Below are 18,028 nucleotides of genomic sequence, written 5' to 3' on the forward strand. Positions count from 1 at the left end.
ACCCTACTACAGTTGGCTTATGTCACCACGATGGAACCCGAATCCTGACGTACGCACCGGCCGTCACGTCGTCTATAACCTTCACGTCCACTTGGTATTCGTCACCAAGTATCGGCGTAGGGCATTCACCGACGCCATGCTGACGCGCACCGAGGAGATCATGCGCGACGTCTGCACCGACTTCGAGGCCGAACTCAAGCAGTTCAACGGCGAGCAGGACCATGTGCATCTGCTCGTGCACTATCCGCCCAAGGTCCAGCTCTCCAAACTGGTCAACTCCCTCAAGGGCGTCAGCTCCCGCAGGCTTCGCCAGGAATACGACAGCCACGTCCGCCGCTACCTGTGGGGCGGACACTTCTGGTCCGGCTCCTACTTCGCCGGATCCTGCGGCGGCGCACCGCTGACCGTCGTCAAGCAGTACATCGAAAACCAGCAGCGCCCCACCGGCTGAGGACAACACTGCGGACCCGTGCGAACGTGCGGGTCAGAGCAGCCCTGAGATGGCCTTCACCCCCGCCGTAAACGGCGGAGCACTGGCCAAGATCAAAGGTAGACCAGGCGATCTGGAACTGCCGGTTGATCACGATCCTGACCCGTTCCAGCGTCCACCGCCGATCGTCCCAACCGTGCTGAGCAGCCCCTCTGGCTAGTTCGTCCTCCAGGACTGCGATCCGTTCGTCCGACCGTTTTGGCACCCTCGCCGGCCCTTCGGCCTCAGCCAACGCGTGTTGGCTTCGGTTTGAGCCATCGTCCGGAACATGAGGCACGTAGTTTGGAGCCGTTGGGGCAGCAGTGACCAGCAGCCGGGCGCGGGCTTCCTCCTCAGAGGCAGGGGCCAGCCCGAGTGCGTGCAGAACATGATCTCGCAGCTGCGACGGCGTGCCGTCAAACGCCGATCCGGCTCGTGTCATCGCGTCGGCGGACGTGCGCTTCAGCGAAGAGCAGGTAGCTGCTGGCGGTCCACGTGTAGGCGCGGTCGCGCAGGCCCGTCCCGGTCAGGGCGTCGAAGTTCTCGGCGAAGCCATGGGTTTCGCACAGGGCGCGGAAGCGGGCGCTGATGTCGTCCGCGAGGCGGTCATGGCCTGCTCTGCGCAGGCCGTCCTCGATGAGGACGGTGGCGGGGGCCCAGATGGGGCCGCGCCAATAGCCGTCGGCGAGGTAGTGCGGCGAGGTGGTGAGTTCGGTGGCCAGGCCGTGCGGTGTGAGGTGGGCCTTGATCCGGTCCGCGAGGGCGCTGCTGACTCCTTCGGGAAGGTGTTCGCCGAGCACGACGGGCATCAGGTCGAGGAGGCTGTCGCTGCTCCAGGTGTCCCCGGATGCGGCTCCCCGCGCGAGGAACCTGTCCCCCGCCCAGAGCTGGTCGAGCAGCGCGGACTGGAGGGCGCTCGCCGCTCGCGTCCACCTGTCTCTCTCGTCCGACCGGTCCAACTTGCCGGCAAGCGAGGCGAGTTCCCTCATCTGGAGGATGAGGAACGCGGACAGGTCAGCGGTGACGACGACGCGCTCGGGGTCGAAGGTGGTGGCGTTGTCCCAGCCGCTGTCGTTGCCGTGCTGGTAGTGGGGCAGTTCACTGCCCTCTGCGCGACGCGCGGTCAGCCAGAAGTCCGTCCACCGCTCCAACCGGTCGTAGGTTTCGGTGAGTTCGTTTCGGCTCGCGGATGTCGGCAGGCGGCGGCGCAGGTGTCCGTGGGTCCAGCCGTGGATGGGCGGTTTGACGAAGTTGTGGAGTACCTCGGAGTGGGTGACGGAGTCCGGTAGCGCGCCGGCTGAGTCCTGGTGGTCGAAGGGCAGCGCGAACTGGTCTCGGGCGAGTTCGGGGCAACCGGCGGCCAGGGCCAGGGCGTTGAAGCAGTGGTCCCAACTCCATACCTTGTCCATCCAGTGCTTGGACATGAGGACGGCGGGTCGGGTGACGAGGCCTCCCGGGCGTACCGTCGCCGACCAGAGGACGTACGCCGCGAGTTCGGCGGCTGGGGTGGTGGCGGCACGCCAGGGCGCCACGGCTTCCACGAAGGCCGCGAACGATTCCTGTGCGGACGCCACGATGTCGTCGAAGGCCGCCGCGGACGCATAGCGCGGTCGGGCGGTCTCGAACTCCTCCAGCGCGATCTCCCATGTGCCGTCGGCGTCGGCATCGCCGGTCATGACGACGCCGCGGTCTCCGCCGCCCAGCGCCTGGGCTCCCGCTGTCTGGGCGACGGTGCCGCGAAGCACGGTGACGCGGTAGCGGCGTCCGGTCTCGTACGACGTGAACACATGCGCGTCGGCCGCCGGGTCGCGGAAGAAGTAGGTGCCGCTGAACGGCGTCAGGGTCTGCGCGGCCGCGAAGACGCCGAGGTCCAGGCTGCCGCTGCCCCGCAGGCGTACGAGGTCCGGCGACTCGTAGGCGAGGTCGATACGTCCGTGCACGCCGATCCAGCTGAGCAGGCCGGGTGTCGCCTCGACGCGGGTCTCGGCGCGGTCGCCGGTGCCGCGGTGCAGCGGGGTCAGGCGCAGAACTCCGTGCATGCCGTTCTGATGCGAGACGAGATGGAGGTCCTCGGCGTACGTCTTCTCGGCGACGACGGGCGAGATGTCGAACCAGGATCCGTGGGTGCTGAACGGGATGTCGTGGACGGAGAAGGCCGGGCCGGGTCGGGCGGCGGTCATGCGGAGGGACTCGTTTCTCGAGAAAGGCGGCGGTAGGTGCGGCGGTCAGTCCTTGACGGCGCCCGCGGTCACGCCGGCGGCGACATAGCGCTGGGCGAGGACGAGGATGACCGCGGCCGGCAGGGAGGCCACGACGGCGGTGGCCATGATGGCGTTCCACTCCTGGTTGTTGTTGCCGATGTAGTGGTAGATGCCGAGGGTGATCGGCTCGTGGGCGCCGCCGTTGACGAGGGTGCTGGCGAAGACGAAGTCCGACCAGGACCACAGGAAGGCGAAGAGCGAGACGGTGACGACGGCGTTGCGGCTCATCGGCAGGACGATCGACCAGAAGGTTCGCAGCGGCCCGGCCCCGTCGGTCTTCGCGGCCTGGAGCAGTTCACCGGGGATGCCGGACATGAACGCTGTGAAGATGAGGACCGCGAAGGGGACGGCGAGGGTCGAGTCGGCGACGATCAGGCCGGGAAGTGTTTTGAGCAGGCCGAGTTGAAGGTAGATGGCGTAGAAGCCCATTGCCATGATGATGCCGGGGATCATCTGCGCGGCGAGCAGTACGAAGCTGAGGATGCCACCGCCGCGCGGTCGCAGCTTGGCCAGGGCGAACCCCGCCGGTGCGGCGAGGACTACGGTCACGGCGACGGTGCCGAGGCCGATGACGAGGCTGGTGCCCAGATAGGGCAGCTGCTCGTCGAGGACCGTGCGGTAGCCGGCCAGCGTGCCGTGCAGCGGCAGCAGGTCCGGTGGGCTCTTGCGCATGTCCTGGTCGCGGGTGAAGGAGACGTTGACCATCCAGTAGACCGGGAAGAGCATGACCGCGGTCAGCAGGACACCTACGGCTGACTTGAACCACGTACGGCGGCTGGGGCGTTGATGTAGGAGGGTCATGACAGCGCCTGCTTTCGCTGGGCTCGTACGTAGACCAGGCCGAAGACGAGCGCGGCGACCACCAGGAGGTTGCCGACGGCCGCGCCCGGGCCGAACGCGGGCAGGAGGTTGCCGAACCCGAGCTGGTAGGACCAGGTGGCGAAGGTGGTGGACGACTCCGCCGGGCCGCCCTTGGTCATGATCCAGATGATGTCGAAGACCTTGAGCGTGTAGACGAGGCCCAGGAGCAGAGTGATCGCCGAGACGGGGCGGAGCAGCGGGAAGGTGATGCTCCAGAACCGGCGCCAGGCGCCCGCCCCGTCGAGCGCCGCGGCCTCGTACAGGCCGGCCGGGATGGACTGCAGGCCACTGTAGAGGACGACCAGGTTGAAGGGGACGCCGATCCAGATGTTGGCGAGGACCACGGAGGTCAGCGACCAGGACGGTGACGTGAGCCAGTTGACGGGTCCGATGCCGATTGCGTGCAGGGCGGCGTTGACGATGCCGGAGTCGCTGTTGAGCATCCACGACCAGGTGGAGGCCGACACGATCAGCGGCAGCAACCACGGGACGAGGAACAGGGCGCGCAGGGTCGCCGAGAGCCGGAAGTTCTGGTGGAAGAACACCGCGAGGGCCAGGCCGATCGCGTACTGGAAGGCGAGACAGACCGCGGTGAACACCACGGTGTGCAGCAGGGCCGGGGCGAAGGTCGGGTCGTCGAAGACGGTCTCGTAGTTCTTCAGGCCGGTGAAGGGCGCGTCGCCCTGCACGAAGGAGCGGACCGTGTAGTTGCGCAGGCTGAGGTCGATGTTGCGGTAGAGCGGATAGGCGTAGAAGAGGGCGAGGTAGAGGGTCACCGGGGCGAGGAAGCCCCAGGCGGCCCACTGGGTGGAGGTGGGGCGGCGCGGTTTCCTGATCCGGGCCGGGGCGGCGGTCACCGCCCCGGCGACGGGCCGATGCTGGTCCGGCAGCTGCTGTGTCATGTGGTTCATCTGCGATCCGTCGGGGCCTGGCCGCTATTTGACGGCGGACTGGGCCGCGGCCAGCGCGTCCTTGGACGAGGTTTGTCCGCTCAGCGCGGACTGGACGGCCTTCCACAACTGCTCTGAGATCTTGGGGTACTTGGTGCCGAGGTCGTCGCTCGTGCGCCCCTTCGCCGACTTGACCGCGTCGACCCACGGCTTCATCTCGGCATTCACCGCCACCTGCTTGTCCTGGACCTCGGCGGTGGGGGCGATGTAGGAGAGGGTGGTGTCGGTGTCGTACAGGTTCTGGGTGCTGGTCAGGCAGGTCGCCAGCTTCCTGGTGGTGGCGTAGCGGCCGGTGTCCTGCTGGACGGGGACGGTGACGAACTCGCCGCCGGTCGGGGCCGCGGCGGTGCCCTGAATGATGGCGGGGATGGGCAGCACGCCGTAGTCGAAGCCGGCCTTCTTCGCGTTCGCGAGCTGCCAGGTCCCGTTCTCGCTGAACGCGTAGTCGCCGGTGGCGAACTCCTGCCAGCTGGTCGTCTGGGTGTTGTTGAGCACCGAGTTGGGCGCGTAGCCGTTCTTGAGCCAGTCCTTCCAGAGCGACAGAGCGGACTCGCCCTGCGCGGAGTCGAGTTGGGTCAGCTCGGCGCCCGCGCCCCAGAACCACGGCAGGAACTGGAAGCTGCCTTCCTCCGTGCCGATCGCCGAGAAGGTGATGCCCTTCTTGCCCGCCTTCTTGACCTTCGCCAGGGCGGCCGTCAGCGACCTCCAGTCCTTGACCGAGGAGATGTCCACCCCAGCGTCCTTCAGCACCTTCGTGTTGTAGTAAAGCGCGAGAGTGTTCGCGCCGATCGGGGTGCCGTACGTCTTGCCGCCCGACTGGCCCGCGGCGAGCAGGTTGGGGTCGACCTTCGAGGTGTCCAGCTTGTTGTCGTCGGTCGTGGTGAGCACGCCGCCCTCGGCCAGGGTCGACACCACCGGGTTGTCCACGATCAGGACGTCCGGCGAGTTGCCCTGCTGCGCGGCGAGCAGCGACTTGTTCGCCAGGTCACTGGTGTCGAACCCGGTCCGTTTCACCTTCACGCCGGCCTGGGTACCGCACTTGCCGAGGAGCTTGGTCCACGCCGATCCCTTGGCGAACTGCGGGTACGGATCCCAGATCGTGTACGTGTCGCTGTCCGCGCCCTGAGAACCGGTGCTGCCCGAGCCGGAGGAGCAGGCGGCGCCGACGAGACAGACAGCGGTCGACAGAGCCGCGGCGGCCAGGCGCCGTCGGGAGGAGCTGTGCATGGCGGGTCCTTCGTCATCTGGGCACAGAGGTGCGGTGGAAGGGGCGACTGGAGAGAGACGGCAGGCGAGAGGGGCTTGGCTTCCGCGCGTCAGGAACGCGAAGCCGGGGCGGCGGGCCCGGTACTGGCCCGCAGCGAGATCGGCGGGGTGAGCAGGTGGTGCCGGGCAGGCGCTTCCGGGTGGTCGAGGCGCTCGACGAGCAGGTCGACGGCGCGACGGCCCAGCTCTGCCGCCGGTACGTCGGCCGCGGTGAGCTGAGGCGTCACCGTCTCCGCCCAGCGGGCGGCCACAACCCCCGTGACGGAGACGTCGCGCGGCACATGGCGGCCCGCGTGGGCGAGCCCCCGGTACAGGCCGCCCAGTGCGGCCTCGTTCAGCGTGACCAGGGCCGTCGTCGCCGGGTCTTCGTGCAGGATCCGCTCCACGCAGGCCTGGCCGGATGCAGCGTCGTCCCCGCAGCAGTACGTGCGCACGGTGAGCCCGCGCTCGGCCGCCGCCTTGGTGAACCCGTCGAGGCCCCGGTGCGCCGACTCGTAGCCCGCGCGCCAGAGTTGTTCGGGACGGTTGACGAAGGCGACCCGCTGGTGGCCGAGGTCGGCGAGGTGGTGGACGCACGCCGCCGCGAGCGCGGTGTGGTCGAGGCCGACCCACCAGCCGTCCTCCGGGTGGGCGGTGCGGCCGATGGCCACGAAGGGGAAGTCCAGGGCGGCGAGGTGGTCCGCCCGGTCGTCCTCCAGCCTGATCTCCATCAGGATCGCACCGTCGACCCGCCGCTCGCCGAGGAGCCGCTGGAAGGAGCGGTCGCTGTCCACACCGCTGGGCGACAGCAGCACGTCGTAGTCGTAGGCCGCTGCCGCCTCCACCACACTGCCGATGAAGTCCAGCTGCATCCCCGTGTAGTGGTCCCCGGCCGGCGGAAAGACCAGGCCGATCGTGCTGGTCCTGCCGTTGGCCAGGGCACGCGCACTGGCGTTGGGCCGGTAGCCCAACTCGTCGATGACCTGCTGGATCTTGCGGCGGGTGTCATTCGAGACGGGACGCTTGCCGGACAGGGCGTACGACACGGTGCTCCGCGAGACACCGGCCCGCCGGGCGATCTCACCGATGTTCACGGCAGCTCCTTGCTCGGACGATCGAACCGGTTCGACCACCTCGCAGAGGTGAACGGCTGCCGGTCTTCGGGAAATGGGGGCAATGCACGTCGCACCCGGCCATCGAACCGGTTCGCGTGAAGTGAAGGTAGGAAGGCGCCGCATGCCTGTCAACACTTCGCACAGACATGGTCGGTTGGCGCCGGAGCATCCGGACTTCTCCGCGCCCGGGGGATTGCTGGCCGCCTGCCCCCCTGCTAGCTTCGTCGAACCGGTTCGACGCGGGGAGCCACCCACGGGAGCCGCGAGTCGGCTACCCCATCGCCCGAAGCACAGACCGGCCATTACGGGTGCCCGCACCAAAGCCCCGGCTCCTTGACGCACAGGAAATGAACCGGTTCGAGCGAGCGCTCGACTCGCCGCTACTCGCTTCTGCTCACTCCAGGGATTGAGGACGCGATCCATGCCATCCGCTGACAGACCCGCCCGGCGCCGCCGGGCCCCTGCCGCCGTGGCCGTTGCTCTCGGCGCGGGCCTGCTGACCGCACCGGCCGCCGCACCCGCACAAGCAGCAGACCCACCCCGGCCCACCGCGCGCTACACCTTCGACCAGGACGACCTGGCGTCGGGGAAGATCGCCGACAGCTCGGGCAACGGGCTCACGGCGAACCTGGTGAACGCCTCCACCGCCAGTTCCGTCGCGGGCGCCGACGGCGGCAGGGCGCTGACCCTGCCCGGAGGGGCGTCCGACTCCGACGGTGCGTACGTCCGGCTCCCCCGCGAAGTACTCGCGGACACAGCCGACTTGACGGTCTCCGCCCGGGTGAAGTGGGGCGGTGACCACGCTTCCTGGCAGCGCATCTTCGATCTCGGCAGCAACACCTCGAAGTACCTCTTCACCACCCCGTCCAACAACAGCGGACTGCTGCGTACCGCTGTCACCACCGGCGGAGGCGACACGGAAGCCCAGGTGAGCGGCTACGCGACGTTTCCCTCGGACCAGTGGCGCACCGTCACCGTCACCCTGGACAGCTCCGCCCAGCGCGTCACGACGTACCTGGACGGCGTCGCGGTGTCGTCCGCCGCGACGAGCGTCAAGGCCGGGGAACTGCTGGAGAGTTCGGCGACGGCGGCCGGCTACATCGGCAAGTCCTTCTATCCGGACCCGCTGTTCAAGGGCGCGATCGACGACTTCACGGTGTGGCACGCGGCGCTGACCGCCGACCAGGTGGCCGGCACACTCACCGGGGAGCGGCCCACCCTCCAGGAGCTCTCGAAGACATCCTTCGACGTCCGCACGACGACGGGCACCGCCCCGGCCCTGCCGAAGGCCGTCCGCTCGTCCTTCTCCGACGGCTACGACCGCGACACCCCGATCGCCTGGGACGCCGTAGCGTCCGAGAAGTACGCCCGGCCGGGCACCTTCAGCGTCACCGGAACGGCGGCCGGACGCGCGGTCGAGTCGACCGTCACCGTCGTCCGCGAAGGGCAGTTGACCGTCGACCTCGGTTTGGACACCGGCGCCTTCCACGGGGGCGCGTCCGGCACTCTCTACGGCGTGTACGGCCCGGACGTCCCCACGAACAACCTCCTGGAGGGCATGGGCCTGCGCACGGTCTCCACAAAGGCGCAGGACGGCCCGCAGCACCCCGGAGCCGACGCACTGAACGTAGTGAAGCCGCTGGCCGACTCCACCGACGGCGACGTGTACATCTACATGACCGACATCCACCGCGGCTTCCCGTACGAGTGGCCGGGCGACACCCCGGAGCAGAAGCTCAAGCTCTACGAGGAGAAGATCGCCAAGCAGGTGGACCAGGTCCTGCAGCTGCCGAAGCAGTACCAGGACAACATCGTCTTCGTGCCGTTCAACGAGCCCGAGGGCAACATGTTCGGCACCGGCAACTGGAGCTACAACAAGGTCAGTTGGCTCAGCGACCCGGATGACTACTTCGCCGCATGGGACGACGTCCACCGGCTCATCAGGGACAAGATGCCCGGCGCCCGCATCGCGGGCCCCAACACCAGTGTCCTGTACGACCAGGTGAAGGGCTTCCTCTCCCACACCCTTACCGCGGACACGCTCCCCGATGTGATCACCTGGCACGAGCTGAGTCACCCCGAGGCCGTGCGCGAGAGTGTCGCGAAGTACCGGACGTGGGAGAAGGAACTCTTCAAGGGGACGAAGCACGAGGGCACCCAACTCCCCGTCAACATCAACGAGTACGCCTTCAACTACCACACCTCGGTTCCCGGCCAGATGGTCCAGTGGGTGTCCGCGATCGAGGAGTCGAAGGTCGACGCCGACATCGCGTACTGGAACATCGACGGCAATCTCTCCGACTCCGCGGTGCAGTCGAACCGCGGCAACGGCCAGTGGTGGCTGCTGCATTCATACGCCTCGATGACCGGGCACACCGTGCAGGTGACTCCGCCTTCCCCCGGCGAGAACTACACGATGCAGGGCGTCGCCACGCTCGACAAGGACAAGCGGCAGGCGCGCCTGATCTTCGGCGGCTCGGCCGGCGAGGGCCACATCACCTTCGACAACATCCCGCGGAAGGTCTTCGGGGACCACGTGCACGCCTGGGTGCGGGAGATCGGGTGGAGTGGTCAGATCGGCGACTCCTCCGGCCCGAGGCTGCTCAAGGAGACCGACGTGAAGGTGAGTGACGACGGCAAGGTCGTCGTCGACTTCGGCGAGAGCGGCCTACCGAAGCTGGACGAGTCGTCGGCGTACGAGATCGTCCTCACCCCGGCCGGAAAGGCACAGGGCACGCAGTCCTCGCCGGTGCGCTGGCAGGGTTCGTACGAGGCGGAGGACGCCGCCCACACGGGGACCGGCTACTCGAAGAGCGGCCCCGAGGGCTCGCCGAGTAACGTGTCGAAGTTCTACACCTCCGGCGGCTACGACGTCGGCGGACTGCGCACCGGCTCCGACGTCACGCTCGACTTCACCGTCGACGCGCCTGAGGACGGCACGTACGACCTGAGCGTCTTCGCCAACTCCCTCAACACGTACGACAAGGTGAAGGAACAAGGCCCCACGAACGTCTTCCTACGGGTGGACGGCAAGGCCGGCAGCGAGCAGGAACTCCATCTGCCGCTCGGCTACAAGTGGGTGGTCTGGGACCACGCGGACACCAAGGTCAAACTCACCAAGGGCAAGCACGTCCTGACGCTCGCGGCGAAGAGCCTCGACGGCACACGCACCACGAAGGGCGACGCCATCGTCGACCGCCTCACGCTCTCCCTGCCCGCGCCGTCGGCCACGACGCAGGCGTACGAGGGCGAACTGGCGTGGCTGGGCGGCGGGGCGCAGCCTGTGTACGACGTCCCCGGACGCGCCGAGACGGGTTCGGGAGCGGCCCGCGTGGCGAAGAACCAGACGGCGACGTTCTGGGTCTACTCCCCCGCCGACCGCGAGGCCACGCTGACGGTCGACACACTCGGCGCCGCGAACGCGCGGCTCGCCGTCAACGGACACGACGTCCTGCACGTGACCAAGAGCGGTCACAAGGTGGCGGTCTCCCTCTCGGGCGGCCTAAACAAGGTGACGCTCACCGGGAGTTCGTCGCGGACCCTCGTCGACCGCCTCACCGTCACACCCACCGAGGGCACTCTGAAGACGCGTACGTACGAGGCTCAGGACGCGGCGCTCTCCGGCTCGGCCGCGCTCACCCCGCTGTCCCTGGCCACCGACGGCACGGCGATCACCGGCGTCGGCGGCGACGCCGGCAACGGCAACACCGCGACCTTCACCGTCGACGCCTACCGCGCCGGCGGCTACGCCCTGCGCATCCGCTACTCCAACCCCGAACAGTCCCCGGCCACCCACTACAACCCCGACCCGCTCGCCCGGCACGCCGACATCAGCGTCAACGGCGGCGCAGCGCAGCGCGTCGGCTTCCCGCACACCTTCCACGAGAACAACTTCTGGGAGCTGACCGTCCCGGTCCACCTCACGAAGGGACAGAACACGATCACCTTCCGCTCCGAGGAACTGCCGAACTTCGACGGCGCCAGCTACGCCTCGGACACCTTCCCCGGCATCCTGCTGCGGTCCCGGTACGCACCGTTGATCGACCGGATCGCCGTGGCGCCGTACGCGCGGGAGCCGCGATGAGGTGAGCGCCGATCGGCGCGAACGAGTCCGGGCTGTCGCTGAACGATGCTCCCCAGCGACAGCCCGGCTCCGGCCCCCCTTGCGTCAATCTCCGCAGGGGATCTCGGTCACCCCGGGTCCCGGTTCCACTGTGTGCAGGATGCCGTCCGGACCGCCGACGCGCAGATGCCAGGCGTGCGGGCTGTCCGTGGTGACGCGGATCCGGTCCCCATCGCGGCGCACTCGTAGCGGTGTGGGTGCCGAATATTACGTCGGTGCAGTTCAGCCCCGCTATCGCGCCGACGACGGCGGTCGGCAATGATCACTGCTCATGCTCGTACGCCTGGCCTGCATCGCTGTCACTCACGCCTTCACCGCCCTGCGGCTGATCCCTATGAGCGACCACGACAAGGACGTCGAGATCCTCGCGTTGCGTCACCAGCTCGCCGTCCTGCAACGTCGGCTCGGCAACCAGCGCCCCGGTCTTCAAGCGGCCGACCGCGCCTTCCTAGCCGCTCCCCTCGCCCCGCTGCCACGAGCCGCCCTGCGCCGCCTGCGGCTCATCGCCTCCCCGGACACTGTCCTGCGCTGGCACCGCGACTTCATGAATAACCGTCACGTCCGTCTCAGCCGCAACCGGCGCCCCGGCCGCCCCCGCACAGTCACTTCCGTCCGCCGCCTCATACTCCGCCTCGCCGACGAAAACCCCACCTGGGACTACCGGCGCATCCACGGCGAACTCGCGCTCCTCGGCATCAAGCTGGCAACCTCCACCGTCTGGGAAATCCTCAAGGCCGAAGGCGTCGATCCTGCGACCCAGCGCTCGAACGTCACCTGGGCCACCTTCCTGCACTCCCAGGCCGAGGCCATCCTCGCGTTGGACTTCATCGAGACCGTCACCCTCAGCGGGCAGCGCCCGTACATCCTCGCCGCCATCCACCACGCCCGCCGAGGTGTCCGTGTGCTCGGCACCACCACGCATCCCACCCATGCCTGGGTCACCCAGGCAATCAAGAACCTGGTCATGGACCTCGAAGATGCCGGACAACTCGCCGCCATCAAGTTCACGATCCGCGACCGCGAACGCGAAATACCCCGCTGTCATCGACGAGATCCTCGGTCAGGCCGAGATCCGTACCGTGCTCACCGCCGTCCGCACACCGCGCATGAACTCAATCATGGAACGCTGGGTTCGCAGCCTGCGCCGTGAACTCCTCGATCGCGCCCTGCTCTGGAACGAAGCCCACCTCCGGCGAGCGCTCCGCGAGTACGAGCAGCACTACAACCATCACCGCACCCACTGCACACTGCAGGCTGCCGCACCCCTCCACGCCGTCCCCGAACCGCTCAAACCAGTACAGATCGAGCGTCTTGGCATACGCCGACGCGACCGTCTCGGCGGCGTGCTCCACGAGTACCAAAATGCTTCCTGACCTGCAAGGGCGTAATTGTCGGCACGCACAACCACCGACGGCGGCACGGCGCACTTCTTCGTCTACGCCGACGGCAAGAAGGTCTACGGCAGCGGCCTGATGACCAGCGCGACGGTCGAGCAGGTCAGCGTCGATGTCACGGGCGTCTCCACGCTTAGCTTCGTCACCGACAACGCTGGCGACGCACTGGATCACGACGCGGTCGACTGGGCGAACGCGCGGCTCGCGTGCCCGTGACCGACAGGGCGCGGCGGGGCGTCTCTTCAAGGCAGCCCGCCGCCTCATGAAGCACACGGCGTCCCGATCACGGACGGCGGATCGGGAACTCGGGGACGACGCCGGGTGCCTGGAGGTGGAACGGGACGCGGGGCCGTGAGCGACAGGGCCCCGCCTCCGGTTTCCACCTACCGCTCGCCCGCCATCTGGAACGTGGCGATCTCCCAGCCCCGCAGCCTGACCTCGAACGCGCTGTCGTCCAGGGCGAGTTGACGGAGGACCGCACCGGTCAGGTCGACCCGGCGGGCGGCCGTCAGGCCCGCACGCCGGATCCGGACCGTCGTCGGCTCCGGGGTCTGCGCCACGACACGGACCTCCAGGTGGCCGTCGCGCTCCCGCACCGAGCCGAGGACGACGCCATCGCCTTCCACGCGCAAACCCTCGACGCCGCCGGGCAGCGGAGTGTCCGAGTCGGCGGTGCCGGTCAGGGTCGCCAGGGGGTGGCGGAACTCCTCGGCGGCCTCCAGGATCCCGGCCTGGTGCCACTCCCCCTCGTACGGGTGGAGGGCCAGGTCGACCGTGCGCAGGCCGCGGCACTGGGCCTCGGGTGTCGGGATCTGCGGTCCGGCCGGCTCGTCGCGGTGGGCGTGCCGGTTGCGGGAGATCTGCCCGGTGGGCCGCAGCAGCGTCAGGGCCAACTCCCGGCCCTTGTCGACCAGTTCGTACTCGGTGGCGTGCTCGAGTAGCGCCGCGACGCCGCCCGCCGCGACGAACGCCGACGCCGGGAACGTGGGCAGCGCCTCCTCGCCGAAACCCGCCTCCGCGGTCAGGCCACGCTCGACGACCGCGAACTGGCCCTCGCCGTAGGAGACGGAGGCCTGGCGCGGAAGCGGCACGTGCAGGCGGACGCGGTGGTCGTCACTGCGGTTATCGAAGGCGACGCGCAGCCGCACGAACGGCTCCCCGGCGCGCAGCTCCACGCGCGTGGTGACGGTCGTCGGCTCGGTGGCCTCCACGCGCGCGTCGCGCGCGAAGTCGCCGGCCACCGGCCACTCGTAGGTGCGCTCGATCTCGTACGCGGACAGCAGCGGGCCGTCCGCGACGCGGCGCACCGTGGTGGCCTGGGGGGTGTCGATGATGCGGTCGTGGGCGGGCGGCGCGTAGTTGTACGTGTCGCCGAGGTCGCCGCCGTCCACGATCCGGGCGGCGCCGGACAGCGTCGTGCCGTGCTCGCCGGTGAGCGCGAGGGTGCCGTCGTCGGCGATGGCGACGGTGAGCAGGCCGTTGGCGAGGGTGTTGCCGGGGGCGGTGACGGTCCGCTCGGGCAGGGGCTCGCTGCCCGGCTCCGGGCGGACTGCCGTGTGACCGAGCGCGGGCGTCTCGACGAGGGCGGTGACCGTGCGGCGCGGCTCGGCCTCGATGACGACGCGCCAGTCACCGTCGTTCGGGGCCTCGGCGAGGGCGGCCTTCACCTCGGCGACGTCAAAGGCGAGATCGGAGCGGCGGGCGACGGCGAAGCGCAGCTCGCGGGCCTCCGCGTCGACGGTCCACGCGGTGATCTCTTGCCCGTACAGCTCGATGCCGTGCACGCGCGCGAGGACCGTCGCCAGCTTCTCGTACGGGAAGGTGTCGTCGGCGAGCAGCGTCGGCGCGGCAGACAGTTCCTGGGCGGGGTAAGTGCGGCCCTCGGCGTCGGTGAGGCGGACCGGGCCCGTGCCGGGGACGTCGAGTTCAACGAGGGTGGTGCGCGGCTTCGGCGTCGGGTTGAGCAGGAGGTGGCCGGTGTGCGGTACGCGCGCGGCCAGGCCGCGGCCGGTCATATCGCGAACGGCCAGGCCCAGTTGTTCGGCCTCTGCGATGCGGGCGGCAACCTGCTGGGCGGTCTCGTCGCAGCCGCAGCCGGTGACCGAGTCGTGGCAGGAGACCTCGATCAGGCGGTGCCAGGCCATCGCCAGGAAGCGGGCGGCGTCGCCTTCGTAGAAGAGGGCGGAGAGCGGTTCGGCGTAGCGCTCTACGGCGCGTTCGGCGCGGGCCATGGCCTGCTTGACGGGGGCGCGCACGGAGAAGACGCCGGGCAGGATGTTCGCGCGGACGTGGCTGCGCAGCTCGCCGATGACGGTGCGCAGGCCTTCGGTGGTGACGGGCTGCGTGGCGAAGTACTCGGCGAGGGTGGCGAGGCGCAACTGGACGCCGTGCTCGCCCTGTTCATTGTTGTGGGCCTGGAGCAGATCCGCGAGGTCGGCGGCCGGGGCCGTGTGGTCCGAGCCGTACATCGCGAGCATCGGGGAACCGTCGGGGCGCCACGGCCTCAGCTTCGCGGCGATGGCGGTAGCCCGCTCGGCCACGCGCGCGGGGTCGTCGAAGAGGCCCGCGGCCGAGCCGTAACCCCCCGCGGCCAGGTACTCGGTGCGCACTGCGGTTCCGTCCGGGGACTGCCAGGCGAAGGCGTGGGAGTCGACGGCGGCGGGCACGCCGCGCCACACGCAGGCGTGGTCGATGCCGAACTGCTTGAGGATTTGCGGCACTTGGGCGGCGTGGCCAAACATGTCGGGGAGGTAGCCGACCTCCATCGCGTCGCCGAGCGTGCGGCTGCGGGCGAGGCCGAGTTCGAGGTTGCGGACGATGTTCTCGCCGGAGCAGAGGAACTCGTCGAGGAGGATCTGCCAGGGGCCGACGGCAAGCCGGCCCGCCTTCACCAGGGCGGTGAGGCGCTCACGCTGTTCGGGGCGGACCTCGAGGTAGTCGTCGACGGCGACGGCCTGGCCGTCGAGGGTGAAGCGCTGGCGCGGGTCGTCCTCCATGCGCTGCAGGACCTCGTCGAGCAGACCGATCAGCTGGAGGCGGAACTGCTGGAAGGGCAGGTACCACTCGCGGTCCCAGTGGGTGTGCGGGACGACGATCAGCTCCTGCGGCTGGCCGTTGTTGTCGTGCTGGGGCTGCTGGTCGGTGGTGCTCATACGGTCTTCGTCTCTCCTGCGCAGGGAAGCTGGTGGTGGGCGGCGAAGCAGGCGGCGGCCCGCTGCGCGGTGGTCAGGTCGTCGAGGGCGCCGGCCACGCCGGTGCGGGGTGCGGTGCCGTTCACGATCATGTCGTGGAAGGCGACGAGCTCCTGCTCGAACGCCTCGACCGGGCTGGTGAACTGCGCGCGCCGCTCCATCCCCGCCGCGTTGTCAGTGGCGGTCAGTACGGTGGGGGCGTTCATCAGATAGGGGGCGGGGAAGGCGAGTTCAAGGCTGCCGGTGCCGTGGTGCACGGCCACGGTTTCGCGGTACGCGGCGTGCTCGGGCAGGAAGTGCCAGCGTATGGAGTACCGCGCGCCGCGTGGGAGTCGGCCGGTCAGTTCGACGGAGCCGGGGGTGGTGTCCTCGGGCCACATGGCGACCCGGTCGACGCTTTCGGGCGCGCCGTCGACGAGGCGCAGGAGGGAGAGGTCGTGGCTGATCGAGCCGAGGATGATGTGGTACAGCGAGCGCAGCCGCTCCGGGGCGTCCGCGCCTAGCGCCTCGTCGGTGAGTTCGGCGTCGCGTGCGCGCAGCCCGTCGAGGGTCGCGCGGTCGGCGTCTCCCGCGGGCGCGGGCAGGTGCGCGAAGGCGAGTTGGGCCTCGCTGGTGGGGTGCAGCACCGTCACGTCGACGGCGCGGACGAACTCGGCGCCGCCCGCCTGGCCGAGCTGCTCGGCAAGCCGGACGGCGGCCGGGTCGTACTGCTTCATGTATCCGACCATCAGGCGCGGCCCGTTGCCCTGCGCCTGCTCGGCGGCGGCGATGCGGTAGGCCTCGGCGCGGGTGAAGGCGAGCGGCTTCTCGCACAGGACGGCGTACCCGGCGCGCAGGGCGGCTTCTGCGGCATCGCCGTGCGACCCGGCTGTGAGCAGCAGTACGGCGTCGAAGCCACCGGCCGCGAGCAGGTCCTCGGTGGTGGTGTGCCGCTGCGCGGCGGGCACGCTGTAGCGCTCGCCGATCTCGTCGAGCGCGGTGGGCGACAGGTCGCAGAGCGCAGTGATCTCGAACAGGTCGCTGCGGCGCTCGAGGAGCGGCAGGTGCGCGGTGCGGGCGATGGCGCCGAGGCCGGCGACGGCGACCTTCAGCCGGCGGGGGGTGGCGGGGCTCATGGGCGGGGTCCTTCGTGCGGAGGTGGTCGGGGGTGGGGAGGTGGGTGAGCTGGATGAGCTGGCTGGTTCTGTCGAGCTGGTCGGGCGGGTGGAGAGGGGAGCTGTCTGGTGCGTTGGAACCGGCCGGTCCGGTCGAACTGGTGGCTCCGGTCGAGCCGACCGCTCCGGAGACGCTGGCCGAGCCGGCTCATCCGGTGGAGCTGGTCAGTCTGCCGGTCAGGCCGGTCGATCGTGTCCGTCTGCGTGAGCTACTGGTCCCACTTGAACGGGGCGAGTGAGCACAGGAGTTGGAGGTTGGAGCGCTGGTCGTCCGCGATGGCGGCCAGGTCCTGGCCGGTGGGCAGGGCGTCCTGCTCGACGATGATCCAGCCGGTGTACCCGATGGCGTCGAGCGCGTCGGCGATGGCGCCGAAGTCGAGGTCGCCGCGGCCGAGCGCGGTGAAGCCGCCGTCGCCGACGGTCCGCCACAGGTCGCCGCCGCTCGCCCGCGCGACCGCGTGTGCCGCGCGGGAGGCGTCCTTCAGATGCATCTGGCGAATACGGGGACCCCACTCGCGCAGCGCCTCCACGGGGTCGCCGCCCGCGAGCCACAGGTGGGCGGTGTCAAGGCAGAGCGACACATCGGTGAGGGCGAGCAGTCGGCGGATCTCGTCGGGGGTCTCGACGTCGGTTCCGAGGTGGTGGTGGAAGACGGGCTCCAGGCCGCGGGCGCGGACCCGGTCGGCGGCGCGCTGCACATCGGCGGCGAAGGCGGGCCAGTCGGCGTCGGTGAGCTGCAGCGCCGGGTCAACGGGCAGGCCTGGCGCGGCGAACCGGGCGGGGTTGGCCGGGCAGGCCAGGGTCGGCCGGGGCGCGAACCACTCGTCTTCGACGGGCAGGGGGGTGCTGTGTTCACCCGGGGGGCGACTTCCGGGCCCCGAGTCGATGGGCAGGTCGGAAGGAGCGGTCGGGGCGGACTCCGAGCGCCACGCGTGCGTGAACACGTCGAGCGCGGCGTCGAGCCCCGGCAAGTCGGCGGCGAAGCCCTCGGGATCGCCGTAGCGCAGGTCGACCCAGCCACCGGCCAGCGCCTGCCCATGCCGCCGGAGCCGGGCGGCGAGCTCGTCCCCCGTGCCGAGGTAGCCGAGCGGGCCGAGGTCGGTTCCCTGGTACCCGGCCTCCGCGAAGGAGGCCAGCAGCGCGTCGGGGTCGAGCGGGGCGGCGTCGGGGTCGTAAATGCCGTAGGAGACAGGGGCGTTGGCGATGCGGATCGCGCAACCGGAGCGGGCGGCCCGGTGGGATGTGGTGGTCATGAAGGACAGGAC

At 69.7% G+C, this 18,028-nt stretch carries 14 protein-coding genes; 5 read left to right on the top strand and 9 right to left on the bottom strand.

The genetic code is table 11. From position 1 onward, the window contains the following. The first annotated feature begins 19 nt into the window (after positions 1 to 19). Positions 20 to 451 carry an IS200/IS605 family transposase gene (gene tnpA, locus AC07EJ_RS39540; RefSeq protein WP_384312653.1) on the top strand — a complete coding sequence of 144 codons (432 nt, stop codon included), beginning with the start codon at positions 20 to 22 and terminating at the stop codon, positions 449 to 451. 434 nt (positions 452 to 885) lie between these two features. Here tnpA and AC07EJ_RS39545 read toward each other — a convergent pair whose 3' ends face one another. The 5 genes from AC07EJ_RS39545 to AC07EJ_RS39565 form a co-directional block, all read right to left on the bottom strand. Then, the gene (locus AC07EJ_RS39545) at positions 886 to 2,649 is read right to left on the bottom strand and encodes an amylo-alpha-1,6-glucosidase (RefSeq protein WP_478886045.1); all 1,764 of its coding nucleotides are present in this window, start codon (positions 2,647 to 2,649) and stop codon (positions 886 to 888) included. 45 nt (positions 2,650 to 2,694) lie between these two features. Further along, on the bottom strand, positions 2,695 to 3,531 hold the full coding sequence (locus AC07EJ_RS39550) for a carbohydrate ABC transporter permease (protein ID WP_478886046.1): 837 nt from the start codon (positions 3,529 to 3,531) through the stop codon (positions 2,695 to 2,697). After that, positions 3,528 to 4,502: a carbohydrate ABC transporter permease gene (locus tag AC07EJ_RS39555; RefSeq protein WP_389534479.1), complete on the bottom strand. Its 975-nt coding sequence runs from the start codon at positions 4,500 to 4,502 to the stop codon at positions 3,528 to 3,530. Before AC07EJ_RS39555 ends, AC07EJ_RS39550 begins: the two co-directional genes overlap by 4 nt. Positions 4,503 to 4,526: 24 nt before the next feature. Then, positions 4,527 to 5,768, bottom strand: a complete 1,242-nt coding sequence (locus tag AC07EJ_RS39560; RefSeq protein ID WP_478886047.1) for a sugar ABC transporter substrate-binding protein — start codon at positions 5,766 to 5,768, stop codon at positions 4,527 to 4,529. 89 nt (positions 5,769 to 5,857) lie between these two features. Next, positions 5,858 to 6,880 (bottom strand): LacI family DNA-binding transcriptional regulator, encoded by a 1,023-nt coding sequence (locus AC07EJ_RS39565; RefSeq protein WP_478886048.1) that lies wholly within the window; start codon positions 6,878 to 6,880, stop codon positions 5,858 to 5,860. A gap of 442 nt (positions 6,881 to 7,322) precedes the next feature. On the opposite strand from AC07EJ_RS39565, the gene AC07EJ_RS39570 reads away from it, so the two are divergent. Continuing rightward, complete coding sequence (locus tag AC07EJ_RS39570) at positions 7,323 to 10,985, top strand: LamG-like jellyroll fold domain-containing protein (RefSeq protein WP_478886049.1); 3,663 nt, start codon at positions 7,323 to 7,325, stop codon at positions 10,983 to 10,985. Positions 10,986 to 11,069: 84 nt separating this feature from the next. On the opposite strand, the gene AC07EJ_RS39575 is transcribed toward AC07EJ_RS39570, so the two are convergent. Beyond that, on the bottom strand, positions 11,070 to 11,207 hold the full coding sequence (locus AC07EJ_RS39575) for a hypothetical protein (RefSeq protein ID WP_478886050.1): 138 nt from the start codon (positions 11,205 to 11,207) through the stop codon (positions 11,070 to 11,072). 88 nt (positions 11,208 to 11,295) lie between these two features. Between AC07EJ_RS39575 and AC07EJ_RS39580 the strand changes: the two genes are divergently transcribed. From AC07EJ_RS39580 to AC07EJ_RS39590, 3 genes are read left to right on the top strand one after another with little or no spacing between them, the layout of a single operon-like run. Next, the gene (locus tag AC07EJ_RS39580) at positions 11,296 to 12,174 is read left to right on the top strand and encodes a helix-turn-helix domain-containing protein (protein ID WP_478886051.1); all 879 of its coding nucleotides are present in this window, start codon (positions 11,296 to 11,298) and stop codon (positions 12,172 to 12,174) included. Further along, positions 12,143 to 12,397, top strand: a complete 255-nt coding sequence (locus tag AC07EJ_RS39585) for an integrase core domain-containing protein (protein ID WP_478886052.1) — start codon at positions 12,143 to 12,145, stop codon at positions 12,395 to 12,397. Before AC07EJ_RS39580 ends, AC07EJ_RS39585 begins: the two co-directional genes overlap by 32 nt. Positions 12,398 to 12,412: 15 nt before the next feature. Continuing rightward, positions 12,413 to 12,634, top strand: a complete 222-nt coding sequence (locus tag AC07EJ_RS39590; protein WP_478886053.1) for an NPCBM/NEW2 domain-containing protein — start codon at positions 12,413 to 12,415, stop codon at positions 12,632 to 12,634. Between the two features lie 167 nt (positions 12,635 to 12,801). On the opposite strand, the gene AC07EJ_RS39595 is transcribed toward AC07EJ_RS39590, so the two are convergent. The 3 genes from AC07EJ_RS39595 to AC07EJ_RS39605 all read right to left on the bottom strand — a co-directional run bounded on the left by AC07EJ_RS39595 (position 12,802) and on the right by AC07EJ_RS39605 (position 18,016). Then, positions 12,802 to 15,570, bottom strand: coding sequence for a glycoside hydrolase family 38 N-terminal domain-containing protein (locus AC07EJ_RS39595; protein WP_478886054.1), 2,769 nt, complete (start codon positions 15,568 to 15,570; stop codon positions 12,802 to 12,804). Then, entirely contained in the window at positions 15,567 to 16,724 is a 1,158-nt protein-coding gene (locus AC07EJ_RS39600) for a Gfo/Idh/MocA family protein (protein ID WP_478886055.1), read from the bottom strand. Before AC07EJ_RS39600 ends, AC07EJ_RS39595 begins: the two co-directional genes overlap by 4 nt. A gap of 248 nt (positions 16,725 to 16,972) precedes the next feature. Continuing rightward, the gene (locus tag AC07EJ_RS39605) at positions 16,973 to 18,016 is read right to left on the bottom strand and encodes a sugar phosphate isomerase/epimerase family protein (RefSeq protein WP_478886056.1); all 1,044 of its coding nucleotides are present in this window, start codon (positions 18,014 to 18,016) and stop codon (positions 16,973 to 16,975) included. Positions 18,017 to 18,028 lie beyond the last annotated feature (12 nt).

The sequence above is a fragment of the Streptomyces sp. NPDC045026 genome (genome assembly GCF_056432625.1).